This is a genomic window from Mesorhizobium sp. C416B (assembly GCF_030323165.1).
GTDB lineage: Bacteria > Pseudomonadota > Alphaproteobacteria > Rhizobiales > Rhizobiaceae > Mesorhizobium.
This window is the reverse complement of the sequence record NZ_CP100471.1, coordinates 1,104,743-1,122,726: the sequence shown is the minus strand read 5'-3', so window position 1 is coordinate 1,122,726 and position 17,984 is coordinate 1,104,743. Positions and strand designations below refer to the sequence as shown.

Annotated in this window: 15 protein-coding genes; all 15 read left to right on the top strand. The window is 64.6% G+C overall.

Going from position 1 to position 17,984, the window contains the following annotated elements:
• Positions 1–96: 96 nt before the first annotated feature.
• The 15 genes from ligD to NLY43_RS05630 all read left to right on the top strand — a co-directional run bounded on the left by ligD (position 97) and on the right by NLY43_RS05630 (position 17,946).
• Positions 97–2,583 carry a DNA ligase D gene (gene ligD / locus NLY43_RS05700; protein ID WP_023712533.1) on the top strand — a complete coding sequence of 829 codons (2,487 nt, stop codon included), beginning with the start codon at positions 97–99 and terminating at the stop codon, positions 2,581–2,583.
• Between the two features lie 273 nt (positions 2,584–2,856).
• Entirely contained in the window at positions 2,857–3,762 is a 906-nt protein-coding gene (ku, locus tag NLY43_RS05695; RefSeq protein WP_023712534.1) for a non-homologous end joining protein Ku, read from the top strand.
• Positions 3,759–4,886 (top strand): tetratricopeptide repeat protein, encoded by a 1,128-nt coding sequence (locus tag NLY43_RS05690; protein WP_023712535.1) that lies wholly within the window; start codon positions 3,759–3,761, stop codon positions 4,884–4,886. The genes ku and NLY43_RS05690 overlap by 4 nt, the downstream gene beginning before the upstream one ends.
• Positions 4,887–4,893: 7 nt before the next feature.
• On the top strand, positions 4,894–5,256 hold the full coding sequence (locus NLY43_RS05685; protein WP_031215833.1) for a hypothetical protein: 363 nt from the start codon (positions 4,894–4,896) through the stop codon (positions 5,254–5,256).
• The gene (locus tag NLY43_RS05680; protein WP_023712537.1) at positions 5,246–5,893 is read left to right on the top strand and encodes an alpha/beta hydrolase family protein; all 648 of its coding nucleotides are present in this window, start codon (positions 5,246–5,248) and stop codon (positions 5,891–5,893) included. The genes NLY43_RS05685 and NLY43_RS05680 overlap by 11 nt, the downstream gene beginning before the upstream one ends.
• A gap of 7 nt (positions 5,894–5,900) precedes the next feature.
• Positions 5,901–6,671 carry an exodeoxyribonuclease III gene (locus NLY43_RS05675; protein ID WP_023712538.1) on the top strand — a complete coding sequence of 257 codons (771 nt, stop codon included), beginning with the start codon at positions 5,901–5,903 and terminating at the stop codon, positions 6,669–6,671.
• Between the two features lie 106 nt (positions 6,672–6,777).
• Entirely contained in the window at positions 6,778–8,349 is a 1,572-nt protein-coding gene (locus tag NLY43_RS05670) for a WD40 repeat domain-containing protein (RefSeq protein WP_023712539.1), read from the top strand.
• On the top strand, positions 8,315–9,811 hold the full coding sequence (locus NLY43_RS05665; RefSeq protein ID WP_084561194.1) for an SEL1-like repeat protein: 1,497 nt from the start codon (positions 8,315–8,317) through the stop codon (positions 9,809–9,811). Before NLY43_RS05670 ends, NLY43_RS05665 begins: the two co-directional genes overlap by 35 nt.
• Before the next feature lie 127 nt (positions 9,812–9,938).
• On the top strand, positions 9,939–11,945 hold the full coding sequence (locus NLY43_RS05660; protein WP_023723557.1) for an amidase: 2,007 nt from the start codon (positions 9,939–9,941) through the stop codon (positions 11,943–11,945).
• Between the two features lie 80 nt (positions 11,946–12,025).
• Positions 12,026–12,562: an isochorismatase family protein gene (locus tag NLY43_RS05655; RefSeq protein WP_023712542.1), complete on the top strand. Its 537-nt coding sequence runs from the start codon at positions 12,026–12,028 to the stop codon at positions 12,560–12,562.
• A 31-nt stretch (positions 12,563–12,593) separates the two neighbouring features.
• The gene (locus NLY43_RS05650; RefSeq protein WP_023743916.1) at positions 12,594–13,058 is read left to right on the top strand and encodes a GFA family protein; all 465 of its coding nucleotides are present in this window, start codon (positions 12,594–12,596) and stop codon (positions 13,056–13,058) included.
• Positions 13,059–13,262: 204 nt separating this feature from the next.
• Positions 13,263–14,276 carry a LacI family DNA-binding transcriptional regulator gene (locus tag NLY43_RS05645; protein ID WP_031199634.1) on the top strand — a complete coding sequence of 338 codons (1,014 nt, stop codon included), beginning with the start codon at positions 13,263–13,265 and terminating at the stop codon, positions 14,274–14,276.
• Complete coding sequence (locus NLY43_RS05640; protein ID WP_023712545.1) at positions 14,273–15,790, top strand: sugar ABC transporter ATP-binding protein; 1,518 nt, start codon at positions 14,273–14,275, stop codon at positions 15,788–15,790. Before NLY43_RS05645 ends, NLY43_RS05640 begins: the two co-directional genes overlap by 4 nt.
• Positions 15,790–16,842 carry an ABC transporter permease gene (locus NLY43_RS05635; RefSeq protein ID WP_023735417.1) on the top strand — a complete coding sequence of 351 codons (1,053 nt, stop codon included), beginning with the start codon at positions 15,790–15,792 and terminating at the stop codon, positions 16,840–16,842. The genes NLY43_RS05640 and NLY43_RS05635 overlap by 1 nt, the downstream gene beginning before the upstream one ends.
• Positions 16,843–16,962: 120 nt before the next feature.
• Positions 16,963–17,946: a substrate-binding domain-containing protein gene (locus NLY43_RS05630; RefSeq protein WP_023689831.1), complete on the top strand. Its 984-nt coding sequence runs from the start codon at positions 16,963–16,965 to the stop codon at positions 17,944–17,946.
• Positions 17,947–17,984: the final 38 nt, after the last annotated feature.

Below are 17,984 nucleotides of genomic sequence, written 5' to 3'. Positions count from 1 at the left end.
CACCGCGCTGGGAAATTTGAAATGTTGGCGGGACAGCACTGTGCAGGAACGCTGCGCAGGGAAGGTTCGTCCGCCGCCGCCGCTCCCGCCTGACCCATGCCAACCCCGCCAACACTCAAGGCCTATCGCGCCAAGCGCGAATTTACGAAGACGCCGGAACCGGCGGGCGGGGTCATTTCAGGCGACGGCAACCGCTTCGTCGTCCACAAGCATCACGCCACCGCCGACCATTACGATTTGCGCCTGCAGGTCGGCGGCGTGCTGAAAAGCTGGGCGGTGCCGCGCGGGCCCTCGCTCAACCCGGCCGACAAGCGGCTCGCAGTCGAGACCGAGGACCATCCGCTCGAATATATCGACTTCGAGGGCGTCATTCCCGAAGGCGAATATGGCGGCGGGCCGATGATCGTCTGGGACACCGGCACCTGGGCACCGATGGACGATGTCGACAAGAGCCTGCGCACCGGCGCCTTCAAGTTCCGGCTGGCCGGCGCCAAGTTGAATGGCGGCTGGATGCTGACCCGTCTGAAGCCCAAGCCCGGCGAAGACAGCGAGAAGAAAAACTGGCTGCTGTTCAAGGAGCGCGATCTCGCCGCCGATGCCGGCCTCGACATCCTGGAAGCGCGGCCGGAAAGCGTGAAGTCCGGCAAGCGGATCGAGGAGCTGGTGGCGCCGCCGAAGAAGCCGGCCCGCCTGCCGCCCAAACCCGGCGCGCTGAAACCCGGCGCGCTGCCCGGCGCTGTCAGGGGCGATCCGCCGTCGCGCATCGAGCCGCAGCTCGCCACGCAGGTGCCGAAGCCACCGGGTGGGCCAGTGGAAGACACAGGTGAACTCTGGTTGCACGAAATAAAATTCGACGGCTACCGTACCATGGCGCATATCGCCGATGGCGAGGTCAGGCTGATCACCCGCGGCGGCATCGACTGGACGAGGCGTTACGGCGACCTGCCGCAGGCATTCGCCCGGCTGCCCCTCAGCCAGGCGATCATCGACGGCGAGATCATGGTGCTGGACGAGAAGGGCATCTCGCGTTTCGCGCTGCTGCAGGATGCGCTGTCGGCGGGTGCGGGCAGCAAGCTCCATTTCTATGCCTTCGACCTGCTGCATCTCGACGGCTGGGACCTCCGCAAGGCGCCGCTCGCAAAGCGCAAGGCCCTGCTCGCCGAACTGCTAGCCGGGCAGGGCGCTAACTCCGCCATCCAACTGAGCGACCATGTCGAAGGCGACGGACAGGGGCTTTACGATCAGGCCTCGATCCTTGGGCTGGAAGGCGTCGTCTCCAAGCGCGCCAACGCCATCTACCAGAGCGGCCGCACGAAGAGCTGGACCAAGGTCAAAGCGCTTGAGACCGGCGATTTCATCATCGCCGGCTACACCGTTTCCGACGCGGCCGAAGGACTGGCGGCAATCGGCATGGCTGAATTCGCGGATGGTGAACTGCACTATCGCGGCAAGGTTGGCACCGGCTTCGATGCCGCGACGGCGGGCGACTTGCTGGCCCGGCTGCAGCCGCTGCGCGACGGCGCGACAGCACCCGAGGGTGTGCCGCGCGAGATCATGCGCGAGATGAAATGGGTGCGGCCGATGCTGTCGGCCCGCATCCACTACGCCAACCGCACGGCCGACAATTCGCTGCGCCACGGTGTGTTTCGCGGCCTCAGGGATGTCGGCCTGTCGACGCCGGTGTCGCCGAAGCGCAAGCGGCTGATCGCCGAAGCCGATCTCGCAACCATCTGGGTGACCAATCCGGAGCGGCGGCTGTTCGGCAAGACCGGACCGACCAAACTCGACATCGCCGTCTATTACGCGCTGGTCGGCGATTTCATGCTGCCGCACATTATGGGCCGCCCGGTGTCGCTGGTGCGCTGCCCGACGGGCCTGCCGAAGGACTGTTTCTTCCAGCGCCACGCCTTCACCGGCATGCCGCCGTCGGTGGTCACTTTTGACGCCACCAACTTCGAAGGTGAAACCAAATCCTATCTGTCGGTCGAGGGAGCAAAAGGCTATCTGGCACTCGCGCAGTTCGGCGTCGTCGAGTTCCACACCTGGGGCACGCATCGCTTGAGCCTCGACAAGCCCGACCAGATCGTTTTCGATCTCGATCCGGGTGAGGGCATCGCCTGGCGCGAGGTGGTCGAGGCCGCCGTCCACATCAAGGGCGAATTGGAACGGCTCGGCCTGGTGCCGTTCGCCAAGACATCCGGCGGCGGCGGCATCCACATAACCGTGCCGGTGACGCAAAAGCAGAACTGGAAGAAGCTGCACCAGGCGACCAGCGCCATCTCCACGCATCTGGCGGCCACGGCGCCCGACACTTTCACCACCACAATGGGCAAGGAAAACCGGAAGCGCCGCATCTTCATCGACTACCACCGCAACGCGCGCGGCCACACCTCCGCGGCGCCTTATTCGCTGCGCGCCCGCACCAACCTGCCGGCGTCGACGCCGGTGAACTGGAGCGACCTTGAGACGATCGATGCGCCGCAGGATCTGAACTATTCCTCGCTGCCGGGGTTGTTGGCGACCTCGGGCGACCCCTGGGCGGACATGGAGGATTTCGCGAGGGATTTGCCGGCCTTCAAATAAGGTTTTTCTCCCCATTTCATGGGGGCGAGGAACCCAAGTCCATCGACGCTTCGGACAATTTGAATTATTCTCGGCCTTGGACCTTCAGGGCGACTGGAAGATTTCGCTAGGGATTTGCCTGTATCGTGCCCGGTCGGTGTAGGATTTCCGCAGCACCATTCGTCCTTTGGACGAAGCGCTGCAGTAAGCATGATCCCGAAAAGTGGGAACCGGTTTTCGGTTAAGATCATGCTCAGTCTGAAATGTCAGTGCATGGCCGCGTAGGAGAGTATCATGGCGCCCAGGGCAAGTTGGAAAGGTTACCTCAAGCTCAGCCTCGTCAGCTGTCCGGTCCGGCTCTATCCGGCAACGACGACCAGCGAGCGCATATCGTTCAACCAATTGCACAAGAAGACCCACAACCGCATCAACATGAAGCCGGTCGACCCTGAACTCGGCCTCGTCGAGCGCGCGGACCTGGTCAAGGGTTACGAATACGAGGACAAGCAGTACATCATCATCGATGAGGCCGACCTCGAAGCAGTGCGCATCGAATCCAATCACACGATGAACATCGAGGCCTTCGTCGACGAAGACGAGGTCGACGTCATTTATCAGGATGCGCCGTACTACATGGCGCCGGATGGCGCCATGGCGGAGGAAACCTTCGCCGTGCTGCGCGAGGCAATGCGCAAATCCGGCAAGCTGGCCATTGCCCGCCTTGTCCTGTCCAGCCGCGAGCGCGTGGTGACGATCGGCGCGCGCGAGAACGGCATGTTCGTGTGTACGTTGAGGAACCCGAACGAAGTGCGCGGCACGGCTGAATATTTCGGCAACATCCCGGCTGGCAAGCCGGATCCCGAAATGCTGCAATTGGCCGAAGCGCTGATCAAGCAGAAGGAAACCACCTTCGATCCGAAGAACTATGAGGACCGCTACGAGATCGCGCTGATGACGATGATCCGCGAGAAACTGAAGGGCCATAAGCCGATCATTGCGGCGGCGCCCGAGCGTGGCAATGTCATCAACCTCATGGACGCGTTGAAGGCGAGCCTGTCGCAATCAGCCAAGCCGCCGGCCAAGTCGAAGAGCAAGGCCGACGACGCTGAAAAACCTGCCGCCAAGGCTAAGGCGGGTGCGGCCAAGGAAAACCCGTTAAAGGCCAATCTGCTCAAGGCCGTCGGCAAGAGCAAGGGGTGACGGCGCCGACCGGTATAATCCCGGGCGCCGTCTTCGGCGCCATCGGCGCGCTGGCGGCATTTCCGCTGCGGCTCGCGGCCCGTGAGGTGGAGCGTCAGCACGGCCAGTTGCGGCGCGGCGTCACCAGGCGCACCAGCCATGTTGTGTTCGGCCGAACGCTGATCGCCAAGGCCGGCACGGCGAAGGGCGGCGATGCCGAGATTGAACGCCGTGTTGCCGCCGAGCGTGCCGCCGGCCGAACGCTCCTTAGCGAAAATGGCTTCCTGCGCCTGCTTGGTCTGATGAAGGCGCCGGAGGCGTCTTCGCTGTCCAGGCAGTCTCTCGTCGACCAGTCCAGACTGTCCGGTGCCGACCTCGACCTGCTCAGCCTGTTCGACGCCTTCGAGCACGATTGTGAACCCTACTCGTTCCGCGATCTGATCCTTGCCCGCAAATATGCCGGGCTGGTTGCCGGCGGTGCATCCTGGGGCGCGATCGCGCGCTCCGTGCATCGCTCCGGTCCGGTCGCTTCGCTCACCGCCAAATCGCTCAATGTCGGCTCGCAGCATGGCCGGCCCGATCAGATCTATCTCGAGGATGGCCAGAGCGAACTCGACGGCCAGCTGCTGTTCGATCTCGGCAGCGCAAGCGCAGCCGGCGACGACACGCTGGAAGAATTGTTCGCCGAGGCTGAAAGCGCGGAAGAGGAGGGCCGGCACGACGATGCCGCGGCGCTCTACCAACGCTGCCTCAGCATCGATCCGAGCGACGCCATCGCCGCGTTCAACCGCGCCAATTGCTTGCGTGGCGCCGGTCGCGTGGCCGACGCGGCGCATGACTATGCAAGAGCGATCAAGCTCGATCCGGCGTTCGTCGAGGCCTGGTTCAACCTCGCCGGGCTGATGAGCGACGAAGGCAAGATCGCCTCGGCGCGCCGGCATCTGGTCAAGGCAATCGCGCTCGACAAGAGCTACGCCGATCCGGTGTTCAACCTTGCCCGGCTGGAGTTCGACGCCGGCAATCTGACCGAAGCCCGCCGCCACTGGGTGCGCTATCTCGAACACGATGCTGACAGCGAATGGGCGCGCACTGCGCAAAAGGGGATACAGTTCGTCGATCTGCAGCTGGCGCGGACGGCGGGGTGAGGCTGCCGTGGATAATCTTGTTCAGATTTCGAGTATGGGATTAACCGCGTGCTTCATCGTTTTGGCGGTGCGGGAGGCCCGCGAGCTGCTCTTCTACTGGAGCAATGGCTGGAATTTTTTCGAAGACAGCAAAATCAATTGGGCCACATATTACAACCGCAGAACTTGGCCATTTCCCCAGCGCCCCGAGGACCGTATGTCGAACAAGCAGCGCGTTTGCTTCGGCCGGCCATTCTTCATCGTGCTCGTGGGGTTTTTTGCAGCCATTTTCACCCATGTTACCCTGCATCCGGAGCAGTGGCGTAAGGAAGTTCACGGTTCCAAAACCACCTACCACTATATCGGGGTCCCGCAGCCTGATGCCCACTAGCTTCCTCTTCGACGGCTTTGACACAGCCCCGGTCACCATCGTGCTGGCCCACGGCGCCGGCGCATCGATGGATTCGCCTTCGATGACCGCCACCGCCAAGGCGCTCGCCACCGCCGGCTTCCAGGTCGCGCGCTTTGAATTCCACTATATGGCGGCCCGCCGCTATGGCCAGCGCAAGCCGCCGCCGCGCGCCGAGACGGTCAACCCGGAATACATAAAGGCCATCGCCGATCTGAGAGCCATGGGCGTCACCGGGCCGCTCATCATCGGCGGCAAGTCGATGGGCGGGCGCGTCGCCTCGATGGTTGCCGACGAGATGTTCGCCAAGGGCGAGATTTCGGGCCTCGTCTGCCTCGGCTATCCCTTTCATCCGCCGGCCAAGCCAGAGCAGCTCAGGACAAAACATCTCGCCGACCTCAAGACGCCGACGCTGATCTTCCAGGGCACCCGCGACGAGTTCGGCACGAAAGAAGAGGTCGCGACCTACGGCCTTTCCAAAGCCATCGAGGTGATCTGGCTGGAGGATGGCGACCACGACCTCAAGCCGCGCAAGAGCGTGTCGGGTTTTTCGACCGCCGATCATTTGAAGACGCTGGCCGGGACGGTGAAGGCGTGGACAGGGCGGATCGTTTCCTGATCGCCAAATGAAAATCGCCACCTTCAATATCAACAACGTCAACAGCCGGCTGCAAAACCTGCTGGCATGGCTGGCGGCAGCCAAGCCAGATGTCGTCTGCCTGCAGGAGCTGAAGGCGCGCGACACGCAGTTTCCGCGCACGGCGCTGGCCGACGCCGGCTATGGCGCGGTGTGGAAGGGCGAACCGACCTGGAACGGCGTCGCCATACTGGCGCGAGGATCCGAGCCGGTGCTGACCCGTGACGTCCTGCCCGGCGATACCGGCGACAAGCAGAGCCGCTACATCGAGGCGGCGGTGTCGGGCATCGTCATCGCCTGTGTCTACGCGCCCAACGGCAACCCGCAGCCGGGGCCGAAATTCCAGTACAAGCTGGCCTGGCATGAAAGGCTGGAGGCGCATGCCGCAGAACTGTTCGACACCGGCCTGCCGGTGGCGCTGGTCGGCGACTACAACATCGTGCCCGAGCCGCGCGACATCTACGCCACCCGCTCCTATGACGACAACGCGCTGGTACAGCCGGAAAGCCGGGCGTCGTTCCAGCGTCTGCTCGAGCAGGGCTGGACCGATGCGCTGCGCAAGAAGCATCCGAAGGAAACGCTCTACACATTCTGGGATTATCGCCGCAACCGCTGGCCGCGCGATGCCGGGCTGCGGCTCGACCACATCTTGCTGTCGAAGAAACTGGCGCGCCGCCTCACCGCTGCCGGCATCGACCGCGATGTCAGAGGTGAGGACGGCGCCAGCGACCACGCGCCGGTATGGGTCGAATTGAAGTGAATTTGGCTGCGTGATCGCGCCCACTTTCGTGGGCGCAGTTTTGCACTATTTGTTTCGCTGCGGCGGCCGCATGATGAGCAAGGTGCGGCACCGGAGGGGGAGTCCGATGGACAGGTTGGCCGAAAGGCTGTTTGCGCTTCCGCTGCTGGCGGCCGCTTTGGCTTGTCTGGTGCGGGCGTATCTGCTGCTCGGCGACAGAGATTTCAGCTGGAGCGGGATCGACCACATGCTGCACGGCCCAGCCACGCTGCGACCGGTGGTGTTCCTGACCGTCGGCGGGCTTTGCCTGCTTGGCGCCCTGTTGTTCTGGGCCGGACTGCTGCCGGGTCGGCGAAGCCAGCCTGCTGGAACGCCGCTTTTTGGCCGCGACGCCGAGATGGAATCCAAGGGTCGCCCGGGCTGGCGGCGCGCCTTCCTCATGTTGCCGGTGCTCGCCGTGTTGGCGCTGCTGGCCGACCACTTCCCTTGGGCGCGTGACGCCGGCCCGGGCGCTGAGGTCGTCGCCCCGAGAGAGCCCAAAGCCGAGCCGAAGGGCCAGGATATCGCCGGCGTCCCACCGGACCTGGCGACGCCGGCGGTTCCACCGAGTTCGCCGCCGCTCGCCACGCCTCCCGAGCCAACCCCGCCTGAGCAGGCTGCCAAACCGCCGGAACCGGCGCAGCCTACGCCTCCGGCTGCTCCCCCTCGGCCGCCACAAGTCGCACTCGCTCCGGCGACACCGCCACCGCAAACCGTCGCGCCGTTGCCGCCGCCTCCGCCGGCGCTGCCGACCGAGCCCGACGGCCATCGCGACGCCGTCGTCTGGCTCGCCGTCTCGGCCGATGGCCGCGACATCATGAGCGCCAGCACCGACCATATGATCAAGCTCTGGGACATCGCCGGCAAGCGGCTGATCCGCAACCTTGGTGAACACAAGGACATGGCGCGCACGGCGCTGTTCATGCCCGACGGCGCAACCGCGCTGACCGCCGGCGACGATGGCGAGATCGTGCTGCGAAAGCTTGCCGACGGCGCGGTGCTGCATGTCTTCTCGTCGGGCGCGAATGGCGGCGTGCGCAAGCTGGCGATCAGCCCGGACGGCAAGCGCGCCGTCAGTGGCCACGACACCGGCAACGTCATCGTCTGGGATCTCGTCAACAAATCGGTGCTGCATGTGATGACCGGACATGACTGGCCGATCAGCACGGTCGCAATCTCGCCCGACGGCACGCGCGCGCTCAGCGGCTCCATCGACGGCACGCTGAAATTCTGGGACGTCGAAAGCGGCAAGCAATTGCGAAGCTGGCACGGCCACGAGCAGGGCACTTACGGCGCTGTCTTCACCGCCGACGGCCATCATGTCGTCACCGGCAGCGGCGACTACACGATCAAGCTCTGGGACCTCGACACGTTTAGGGAATTGCGCCGCTTCGAGGGCCACGAAGGCACCGTCTATACGCTGGCGCTGTCGGCCGACGGCAAGCGCCTGGCCTCCGGCTCGCTCGACGGCACGGCGCGGCTGTGGGATCTCGGCACTGGAGACCAGATCGCCATGTTCGACAGCCGCACCGGCCCGATCTACGCCGTTGCCTTCGCCACCGACGGCACACTGGTCACGGGCGGCGACGATCGCACCATCAGGAATTGGCCGGCGGCTGGCGGCGATGGCGAAATCCTGTTCGCCGGCGCACCGCAGTAGCGACATCAAATGCTTGGATATTCCAGAACAGCCTGGCTTGCGCTATGGATTACTGGTGGCTGCAAATGGATTGGGGCCGGTGAGCAACAACGACTGGGCGCCCAAAGTGGATACACCTGTCTACAGCCCGCCCAAGTCGCGTCGCCGAGGGGTCCTTACCGTCGTTCTGGTGTTGCTGGCGGCTTTTGTGCTGCTCGGTCCTGGCCGAAATTACTATGTGCAGTGGTCAGCCATTAAGAAGATTCAAGCGGCTGTCCTGGCAAAGGATTATCGCGAGCAATTCCATCAGATCTCCGTGCTGGCCGACATGGGAAATGCTGACGCACAGTACAATCTGGGATTATTGTACTGGCGTGGCCAGGGTATTGCCCAAAATGACAGGCAGGCGACCTACTGGTGGGGCAAAGCAGCCGAGCAAGGAAATTCAGATGCGGCATCCTTGCTCGCCCAGGCCTATTCCCATGGCCGAGGTGTCGAAAGAAACGACCAACTGGCGTTAAAATTTGCCACACAGTCGGCCGACAAGAGCAACGCGAATGGTTACTATGCCATTGGCACCCTGTACGCGCAGGGCCAAGGTGTTCCGCAAAGCTATGAGCAAGCTCTCTCCTGGTGGCGCAAGGCAGCCGATGGCGGCAGTACCGAAGCTGCCTACTGCATCGGTCGATCCTATTATCTCGGTGAAGGCGTCGAGAAGGACGATCAGCTCGCCGTGATGTGGGTGCGAAAGGCGGTCGACATGGGTGAGCCGAATGCCCAGTCTTTGTTGGGCACGCTGTATTCGCTTGGTCACGGCGTCGGTCAGGATGACCGCCTGGCCTTCGAATGGTGGATGAAAGCCGCGATCGCCGGTGTGCCGGAAGCGCAATACTCATTAGCAAATGCGTATGAATTGGGAAAAGGCATCGGCAAGGACGACGCCCTGTCGTTCGCCTGGTTGGTCAAGGCGGCGGAACAGGACAATGTCCGGGCGCAGTCTGCGCTGGCCTTTGCCTATGCTACGGGCAAGGGCATTGCCAAAAGTGATGCCGAAGCATCGTCCTGGTGGCTGAAGGCGGCGAGCCAGGGAGACGCCTATGCGCAGGCGAACCTCGGCCTTGCATATTGGACGGGCGCCGGACTGACTCAGAGCGACGCTGATGCCGTTTCGTGGTGGCTCAAGGCCGCAAAGCAGGGGGACGTTTCGTCTGAACTGTACCTGGCTGTTGCCTATGCCCGCGGCAGAGGGATAGCCAAGGATGAAAAATCCGCCGAATTCTGGTTGCTGGAGGCAGCCAAGGCGGGAAATGTCGAAGCAGAACTCAACCTTGGCAAGCTTTATTACACCGGGATCGGCGGCAAGCCGAACTATCCGGAATCTGCCAAGTGGTTTTCCACATCGGCAAGCCACGGAAATGCCGAGGCCAGGACCTTCCTCGAAATGATGAAGGAAAAAGGCCAGTTCGACAGCAAGACGCTGTGAGCTCAGGGTCAGGCAACGCCGATGACGTCGGTGAGGTCGTTGCGTCGCCGTCACGCCTTTCGTTTGCGGCGTGACACTCGCATCGCACGATGCGAAGACTCATTTGCCGCTGCATCTCGAGAACCCCATGCCCAACCTCCAGCCCGTCGAAGCCTCGATCGCCGACCTGCGCCGCGCGCTGGAGGCCGGCACCGTCACCAGCGTCGAGCTGGTCGGTGCGTATCTCAGGCGCATCGCGCATTACGACCGCCATGGCATCGCGCTCAATGCCGTGCCGGTGCTTAACCCGGCAATGTTCGAGGAGGCGGCGGCCTCCGACCTGCGCCGCCGCAAAGGCGCTTCCCTCGGGCCGCTCGACGGCATCCCCTACACCGCCAAGGACAGCTATAAGGTCAAGGGCCTGACGGTGGCCGCCGGCTCGCCCGCCTTCGAGCATCTCGTCGCCAATGAGGACGCTTTCACCATTGCCAGGCTGAGGGCCGGTGGTGCTGTGCTGATCGGGCTGACCAACATGCCGCCAATGGCGAATGGCGGCATGCAGCGAGGCGTCCATGGCCGCGCCGAGAGCCCCTACAATGCGGACTATCTGACCGCCGCCTTCGCTTCCGGCTCGTCCAACGGTTCCGGCACCGCGACCGCTGCGAGCTTTGCCGCTTTCGGGCTGGGCGAGGAGACATGGTCTTCCGGCCGCGCGCCGGCGTCCAACAATGCACTTGTCGCCTACACGCCGTCGCGCGGCGTCATTTCGGTCAGGGGCAACTGGCCGCTGGTGCCGACCATGGATGTGGTGGTGCCGCACACGCGCGGCATTGCCGACATGCTGGAGCTGCTCGACGTGATCGTCGCCGACGATACCGAGACGCGCGGCGATTTCTGGCGCGCGCAGCCCTGGGTGTCGATCGCGAAAAGCGCTGATCTCAGGCCGCCAAGCTACACTACACTCGCCTTGGAGGGCTCGTTGAAAGGCAAACGCCTCGGCGTGCCGAAAATGTATATCGGCCGCGACGGCGGCGCGCTCAAACCCATCGAGACCCGCGCCTCGGTGCTCGACCTCTGGCGGCAGGCAGCGCGTGACTTGGAAAAGCTCGGCGCGGAGGTGGTCGAGGTCGATTTCCCCGTCGTCTCGAACTATGAGCGCGACCGTCCGGGCACAAAAACCATGGTCGAACGCGGGCTGGTGCCGGAAGCATTCGCCGAGCGCGAAATCTGGGATCTCTGCATCTGGGGCTGGGACGATTTCCTGCGCGCCAATGCCGACCCGGCCATCCCCGACCTGGCCACGGTCGACGGGCCAAAAATCTTCCCGCGGCCGCCGGGCGCGCTGCCGGACCGCTATGGCGACGACGGTTTCGATCTGGCGGACTATGTCACACGCGCCAAACAGGGCGTGACGCCATTGCTGGATATTCCAAGGCTGGCGGAAGGTCTGAAGGGATTGGAGGCGACGCGGCGCATCGACTTCGAGGACTGGCTGGACGAGCACAGGCTCGACGCTGTCGTGCTGCCGGCGGTCGCCGATGTCGGCCCGGCCGATGCCGACGTCAACGAGACCTCTGCAGCAATCGCCTGGCGCAACGGCACCTGGGTTGCCAATGGCAATCTGGTGTGGCGTCATCTTGGCATCCCGACCGTCACCGTGCCTATGGGAACGATGGCCGATATCGGCATGCCGGTCGGGCTGACCTTTGCGGGCAAGGCCTATGATGATGCGGAGTTGCTGCGGCTCGCCGGCGATTACGAGCGCGCCACCCAACGCCGCACGGCCCCGCCGCGCACGCCGGAATTGCCGGGCGATGTGTTTGCGCAACATGGTGGATCGAAGTCCAGCGATGCGCCGCCGCCGGCACTCAGGCTTGTTGCGGAGACGATGGGGCAAGGAGACCAGGCCGAGATCGCCGTGACGGTTGAACTCGATGCGGAGACCGCTGGCGTCAAGGTTCACGTCAATGGCGAACCGGTCGCTCTGCGGCGCAGCGGCACAAGCTTTCACGGTCGCATCCTGGTGCCGGCCGGCGAGCATGAAAGAATGCACAGTGTGTGGCGAGGCGCTTACGGGTCGATCGTTACGGCCGTCATGCGGCTGGAGGATGGACGCACGGCTGGTGCTTACGTGGTCGCGGGTGGAATCGGGTGAGGGTACAGGTAATCTCCCCAAGGGGGAGATCAGCAGCTTCGCCGTCTTGACCCTCCCATCGCCCGCGTTATCTTCGCGCCATGTCAAACCTCGCTCCCCTCATCGTCATCGATCTCCAGACCAACATGTTCGACGGGCGCGTCGAGCCGCCGATCCATGATGCGCCGGGCATAGCCGAGCGTACCCGCTCGCTGATCGGCTGGGCGCGGCGCGAGGGGCGCCGGATAGCGTTCGTGCGGCATGACGGGCCGGCCGGCGATCCGCTGGCGCCGGGCGAGCCGGGTTGGCCGGTATGGCCGGAACTCGGCCAGGCCAAGGACGAGCCGACATTCTCCAAGACCGTCCGTAACGCCTTCTCGAATGCCGAGCTTGGCGCCTGGGTGGCCGGGCAGGGGGCCGGCGAAGTCGTGCTCGCCGGAGCGCAGACCGATTTCTGCATCGCCGGCACCGTCAAGGGCGCCCTGGCCGAAGGCTTCGGCGTCACTGTCGTTTCCGATGCGCACTCGACGCTGGACACTGAAGGCGAAACCGCGACCGAGATCATCGCCCGGTACAATGCGGACTTCACCGATGCCGGCGTCACGCTGGTGACGACGAAGGCGCTGACCGGCGACTGAAGCACCGCGCTTCGAAGAGTGGGAGACTGCCGTGCCAACCCTGAAATTGCCGGCCGAAGGCGGGTGCCGCTGCGGACGTGTGCGGCTCAAGATTTCCGCAAAACCGCTTTTGACCATGGCTTGCCATTGCACCGGCTGCCAGCGCATGTCGGCCAGCGCCTATTCACTGAGCGCCGCCATTCCCTCGGACGGCTTCGAAATCATGCAAGGCGAGCCGGTGATCGGCGGGCTGCACGGCGCCTCGCGTCATTACTTCTGCCCGCATTGCATGAGCTGGATGTTCACCCAGCCCGAAGAGCTCGACTGGTTCGTCAATCTGCGCCCCACCATGCTCGACGAGCCCGGCTGGTTCACGCCGTTCATCGAGACATGGACCAGCGAGAAACTCCCCTGGGCAACGACGCCTGCGGTGCACAGTTACGAGGCGCTGCCGGCCTTTGAGGAATATGAGGGGCTGGTGGCGGAGTTCGGTGAAACCGCGAATCTCCCCCCTTGAGGGGGAGATGGCCGGCAGGCCAGAGGCGACCCCCTCTGTCGCCTTCGGCGACATCTCCCCCTCGAGGGGGGAGATAAGCCCCGCTAAAAATTTCCATCGAATCGATTGCGCAAACGTTTCGATCACCCTAAGCTCCCTTGAAATCCGCCATCAGAGCGGACGGGAAACGCATAAGGGAGGAGCGCTTGCAGGCGCTGATATGTCTTGCCGACAATGGCTGAAGTGGCGCGGCGCGCCGGCGTGTCGGTGTCGACCGTCTCGCATGTCGTCAACAACACGCGCTTCGTTTCGCTGGAAAAGGCGAGGCTGATCAACGACGCCATTGCCGCCATGGGCTACCAGCCCAACGAGCTGGCGCGCTCGCTGAAGGCCTCAACCACCAACAGCGTCGGCCTGGCGATCTCGGCAATCTCCAACCCTTATTTCACCGACATCATCTGCGCGGTCGAGGCCGAATGCGCACGGCTTGGGCTGATGGTGTTTCTGTCGGATACCCAGGAGGATCCCGACCGCGAACTGCAGGTGGTGCGCGCTTTCCATCAGCGCCGCGTCGACGGCGTCATCCTGGCCCCGTCGGGCTCGCCGCAGCGCGCCATCGATTACCTCGCCGACAAGAAGATGCCATGCGTTCTGATCGACCGTTTCGCCGACGAGCGCTTCGACCAGATCGGCGTCGAGAACGAAACGTCGATGCGCGCGCTGATCGACCATGTCGCCTCCTTCGGCCACAAGCGCATCGGCTATATCGCCGGACAGCCCGGCCTGACGACGACGCGCGAGCGCATCGAGGCGTTCCAGGCTTCGCTCGCCGCCAATGGACTTGAGTGCGTGACGCGCTATCTCTCGGCCGAGAATGTCGACACGGCGGCGGCGACCGCATCCACCCACGCCATCCTGTCGCTGCCGTCGCCACCAACCGCATTGGTCACCGGCAACAACATGACGACGATCGGAGCCGTCCGCGCCATCCGCGAAAAAGGCCTCACCATTCCGGGCGATCTGTCGCTGGCCGGCTTCGACGATTTCGAATGGGCCGATTGTTTCGAGCCGCGCCTGACGCTGGTGGCGCAGCCCTGCACCGAGATCGGCAGGCAGGCCGCGGCCCTGCTCAGCGCCCGCATCGCGGCGACCGGTTCCGCGCCGCGTTCGGTGCGGCTGCAGGCGACGCTGCGGGCGCGCGCCTCCTGCGGGAGGCCGACCCACACGAGGCTAACATGACCGCGCCGCTGCTGGTGATGACCGGCGCCGTCAAACGCTTCGGCGGCGTGCAGGCGCTGCGCGGCGTCGACTTCGACCTCAAGGCGGGCGAGATCCACGCGCTGCTCGGCGAGAACGGCGCCGGCAAGTCGACCCTGATGAACCTGTTGTCGGGCGTCTACACGCCGGACGAAGGCACGATCGAGATCGACGGCAAACCCGTGCGTTTCAACAACCCGCGTGAGGCGCAAGCGGCCGGCATCGCCACCATCTTCCAGGAGCTCGACCTGGTGCCGTCGCTGGATGTCGCCGCCAATCTGTTCCTCGGCCGCGAACTGATGCGTCCGGGCGGCTTCCTCGACGTGCCGGCAATGCGCCGCGAGGCCAAGAAGCGGCTGGAAGCCATCGAGATCGCCATCGATCCGGCCGCCATGGTGGCGGATCTGTCGATCGGCCAGCGCCAGGTGGTGGCGATCGTCAAGGCGCTGTCCTACGCCTCCCGCGTGCTGATCATGGACGAGCCGACGGCCGCACTCACCGTCGGCGAAGTCGAGCGGCTGTTCGATATCATGCGCAAGCTCGCCGCCACCGGCGTCGGCATCGTCTACATCTCGCACCGGCTGGAGGAAGTGCCCGGCATTGCCGACCGGGTGACGGTAATGCGCGACGGCCGTGTCGCCGGCATCACCGAGCCGCACGCGCCGCAGGCCGAGCTGGTCAGGCTGCTGGTCGGACGTCCGCTGGACGAGCTCTATCCGCAGCGCGCCAAAGCGGCGGGCAAGCCGCTGCTCAGCCTGAGGAACGCCAGCTTCAGGCTCGCCCGCGATAGCGCCGGCTGGCAGGCGCCGCAAGGTGTTTCGCTCGATGTCCATGAAGGCGAGATCGTCGGCCTGGCCGGCATTATGGGGGCAGGGCGCACCGAACTGCTCTCCGCGCTATACGGCACCGGCCTGTCCGGCCGCTGGGAGGGCGAGGTCGCCATATCGGGCAAGCCGGTGAAACTGGATTCGATCAGTGCTGCCCGCCACGCCGGCATCGCCTTCGTCACCGACGATCGCCGGGGCTCGGGCCTGATGCTGCGCATGGCGGTCGGCCTCAATCTGGTGATGTCGGTCATATCCAGAATCTCGCCGAACTGGCTGGTCTCGCCGCGCCGCCAGGCCGAGGCGGTGAAGGAATCCTTCGGTCAGTTCGACATCCGCCCGAAGAACCCTGATATCGCCGTCGGCGCACTGTCCGGCGGCAACCAGCAGAAGGTGGTGCTGGCAAAAGAAATCCTCGGCAACCCCCGCCTGTTGCTGCTCGACGAGCCGACGCGCGGCGTCGATGTCGGTGCCAAGGGCGAGATCTACCAGCGGCTCAGGGCACTCGCCGCGCAAGGGCTCGGCATTCTGGTGGCGTCCAGCGAGATGCCGGAACTGATCGGTCTGTGCGACCGCATCGTGGTGCTGCGCCAGGGGCGCAATGTGGCGGAATTTTTGGGCGGCGTCGACGAGCACACGGTGCTGGCCGCGGCTAACGGCAGGGAGGCCTGATGTCTCAGGACAACAACCCAGTGGCAGCGAGCCCGGTGATGGCGGCGCCTCAAAAGCATCGCGACCCGCTGGCGCTCATCGTGCGCTTCCAGAGCCTGATCGGCCTGGTGCTGGTGGCGATCGGCGGCATCATCTTCTCGCCGCGCCGCCACGGCGAAATCCTGTTCCTCAACCCCGACAACATCGCCAACATCGTGCGCGCCGTGTCGGAGACCGGCATCATCGCCATCGGCATGACCTTCGTCATCATCACGGCCGGCATCGACCTGTCGGTCGGCGCGGTGCTTGGCCTGTCCAGCGTCGTCACCGCCTCGATGATGATCTCCGGCGGCTTCGGCCTGATCCCCACCATCCTCGCCGTGCTCGCTTTGGGCATCTTCTTCGGCGCCATCCAGGGCACCATCTCCACCCGCTTTCGGCTGGAACCGTTCATCGTCACGCTGGCCGGCCTGCAGGCCGCGCGCGGGCTGGCGCTGGTCGTCTCCGGCAATCAGTACATCAACATTTCCTATGGCGAAGGGCCGGGCCTGGCGCCGCCGGTGTTCGCCGTGCTGGGCGAGCGGCTGTTCAACAACACCGTGCCCGTGGCGACGCTTGTGTTCGTCGTCTTTGCCGCGATCGCCACCATCGTGCTCAACACCACGCGCTTCGGCCGCTATGTCTTTGCCGTCGGCGGCAATGAGCGCGCCGCGCGCATATCCGGCGTGCCGGTGTCGATGGTGAAGATCTCGGTCTACGCCATCACCGGCTTTGCCGCCGCCCTTGCCGGCATCGTCCATGCCGGCCAGTTCAATTTCGGCAGCGCCAATGACGGCATGGGCTATGAGCTGACGGCCATCGCCGCCGTGGTCATCGGCGGCACCAGCCTGTTCGGCGGCGCCGGCTCCATGGTCGGCACCGTCGCCGGCACCATCATGCTGGGCGCGCTCGCCAACATCCTGCAGCTCAACAACATCACGCCCGCCATGCAGCTGCTCGCGACCGCCGCGATCATCGTCCTGGCGGCAGTGCTTCAATCCCTCGTTCGCCGCCGCGAGGGGTTGGGTCGTTAGTGCATGTCGCGCAAAAGGTTTTGCGATGACGACATGCACAAACAAACAAGGAGGAGACGGCAACACGTGAACGTCAAACCAAGGTCTGGCCCCCCGGCCGGACGAGGAGGAGAGTGAGTTATGAAAACGACACTAAGAGGATCGACCCTCAAGGCCGTGCTGCTGGCAGGCGCCGGCCTGTGCATTGCAGGCTCCGCTTACGCCGCCGAGCCGCTGGTGAAAGCCTGCGCCAAGGACGGCCAGTTCGTCATCGGTTTTTCGCAGGCCAACAATGCCGAGCCCTACCGCCAGCACGTCAATGACGAGCTGGAGGCGGCGGCCAAGGAAGTGCCTGGCTTCACGCTGCAGATCGCCGACGGCGCCGGCAACGTCAACACGCAGACCTCGCAGGTCGACAATTTCATCACCCAGAAGGTCGATATCCTTTTGATCTCGCCCTTCGAGGCCGCACCGCTGACGCCGGCGGTGAAGCGCGCCATGGATGCCGGCATCCCGGTCATCGAGCTTGACCGCAAGACGGTCGGCGACCCGGGCAAGGACTACACCGCCTTCATCGGCGGCGACAATTTCAAGATCGCCGAGGAAGCCGGAAAGTACACCGCCAAGACGCTGCTGCCCGACGGGGGCGAGGCGGCGGTGCTGCAAGGCCTGCCGAGCTCGACGCCGGCGGTGGAGCGCCTCAACGGCTTCAAGGAAGGCGTGAAAGGCAACCCGAAGGTCCAGATCGTCGCCGAGCAGGCCGCCGACTGGGTGCCGGACAAGGCGCAGGTCGCCTTCGCCGCCATGCTGCAGGCGCACCCCGACATCAAGGTGCTCTACGCCTCCAACGACATGATGGCCGCCGGCGCGCTGCTCGCCGCCAAGGGGGCGGGCAAGGACGTCAAGATCATCGGCACCGACGGCCTGCCAGGCCCGGCCGGCGGCATCGAGGCGGTGGCCAAGGGCGACTGGGTCGCAACCTTCACCTACCCGACGGGCGCCAAGGAAGCGATCGAGATGTCGAAAAAGATCCTGCTCGATTGCGCGACCGAGGTGGACAAGACGGTGACGGTGGAGACCACCGCGATCACGGCCGAGAATGCCAAGCAGCTGATGGGGAAGTGAGGGGGCGGAGTCCGGCACTGAGGTTGATGCGCAAGGCC

Excerpts from the sequence above, each read along its gene's own strand:
- NLY43_RS05635 (WP_023735417.1), top strand. The coding sequence starts at position 15,790 with ATGTCTCAGGACAACAACCCAGTGGCAGCGAGCCCGGTGATGGCGGCG.
- NLY43_RS05665 (WP_084561194.1), top strand. The coding sequence starts at position 8,315 with ATGGCGAAATCCTGTTCGCCGGCGCACCGCAGTAGCGACATCAAATGC.
- NLY43_RS05670 (WP_023712539.1), top strand. The coding sequence starts at position 6,778 with ATGGACAGGTTGGCCGAAAGGCTGTTTGCGCTTCCGCTGCTGGCGGCC.
- NLY43_RS05660 (WP_023723557.1), top strand. The coding sequence starts at position 9,939 with ATGCCCAACCTCCAGCCCGTCGAAGCCTCGATCGCCGACCTGCGCCGC.
- NLY43_RS05675 (WP_023712538.1), top strand. The coding sequence starts at position 5,901 with ATGAAAATCGCCACCTTCAATATCAACAACGTCAACAGCCGGCTGCAA.
- NLY43_RS05630 (WP_023689831.1), top strand. The coding sequence starts at position 16,963 with ATGAAAACGACACTAAGAGGATCGACCCTCAAGGCCGTGCTGCTGGCA.
- NLY43_RS05680 (WP_023712537.1), top strand. The coding sequence starts at position 5,246 with ATGCCCACTAGCTTCCTCTTCGACGGCTTTGACACAGCCCCGGTCACC.
- NLY43_RS05655 (WP_023712542.1), top strand. The coding sequence starts at position 12,026 with ATGTCAAACCTCGCTCCCCTCATCGTCATCGATCTCCAGACCAACATG.
- ligD (WP_023712533.1), top strand. The coding sequence starts at position 97 with ATGCCAACCCCGCCAACACTCAAGGCCTATCGCGCCAAGCGCGAATTT.
- ku (WP_023712534.1), top strand. The coding sequence starts at position 2,857 with ATGGCGCCCAGGGCAAGTTGGAAAGGTTACCTCAAGCTCAGCCTCGTC.
- NLY43_RS05640 (WP_023712545.1), top strand. The coding sequence starts at position 14,273 with ATGACCGCGCCGCTGCTGGTGATGACCGGCGCCGTCAAACGCTTCGGC.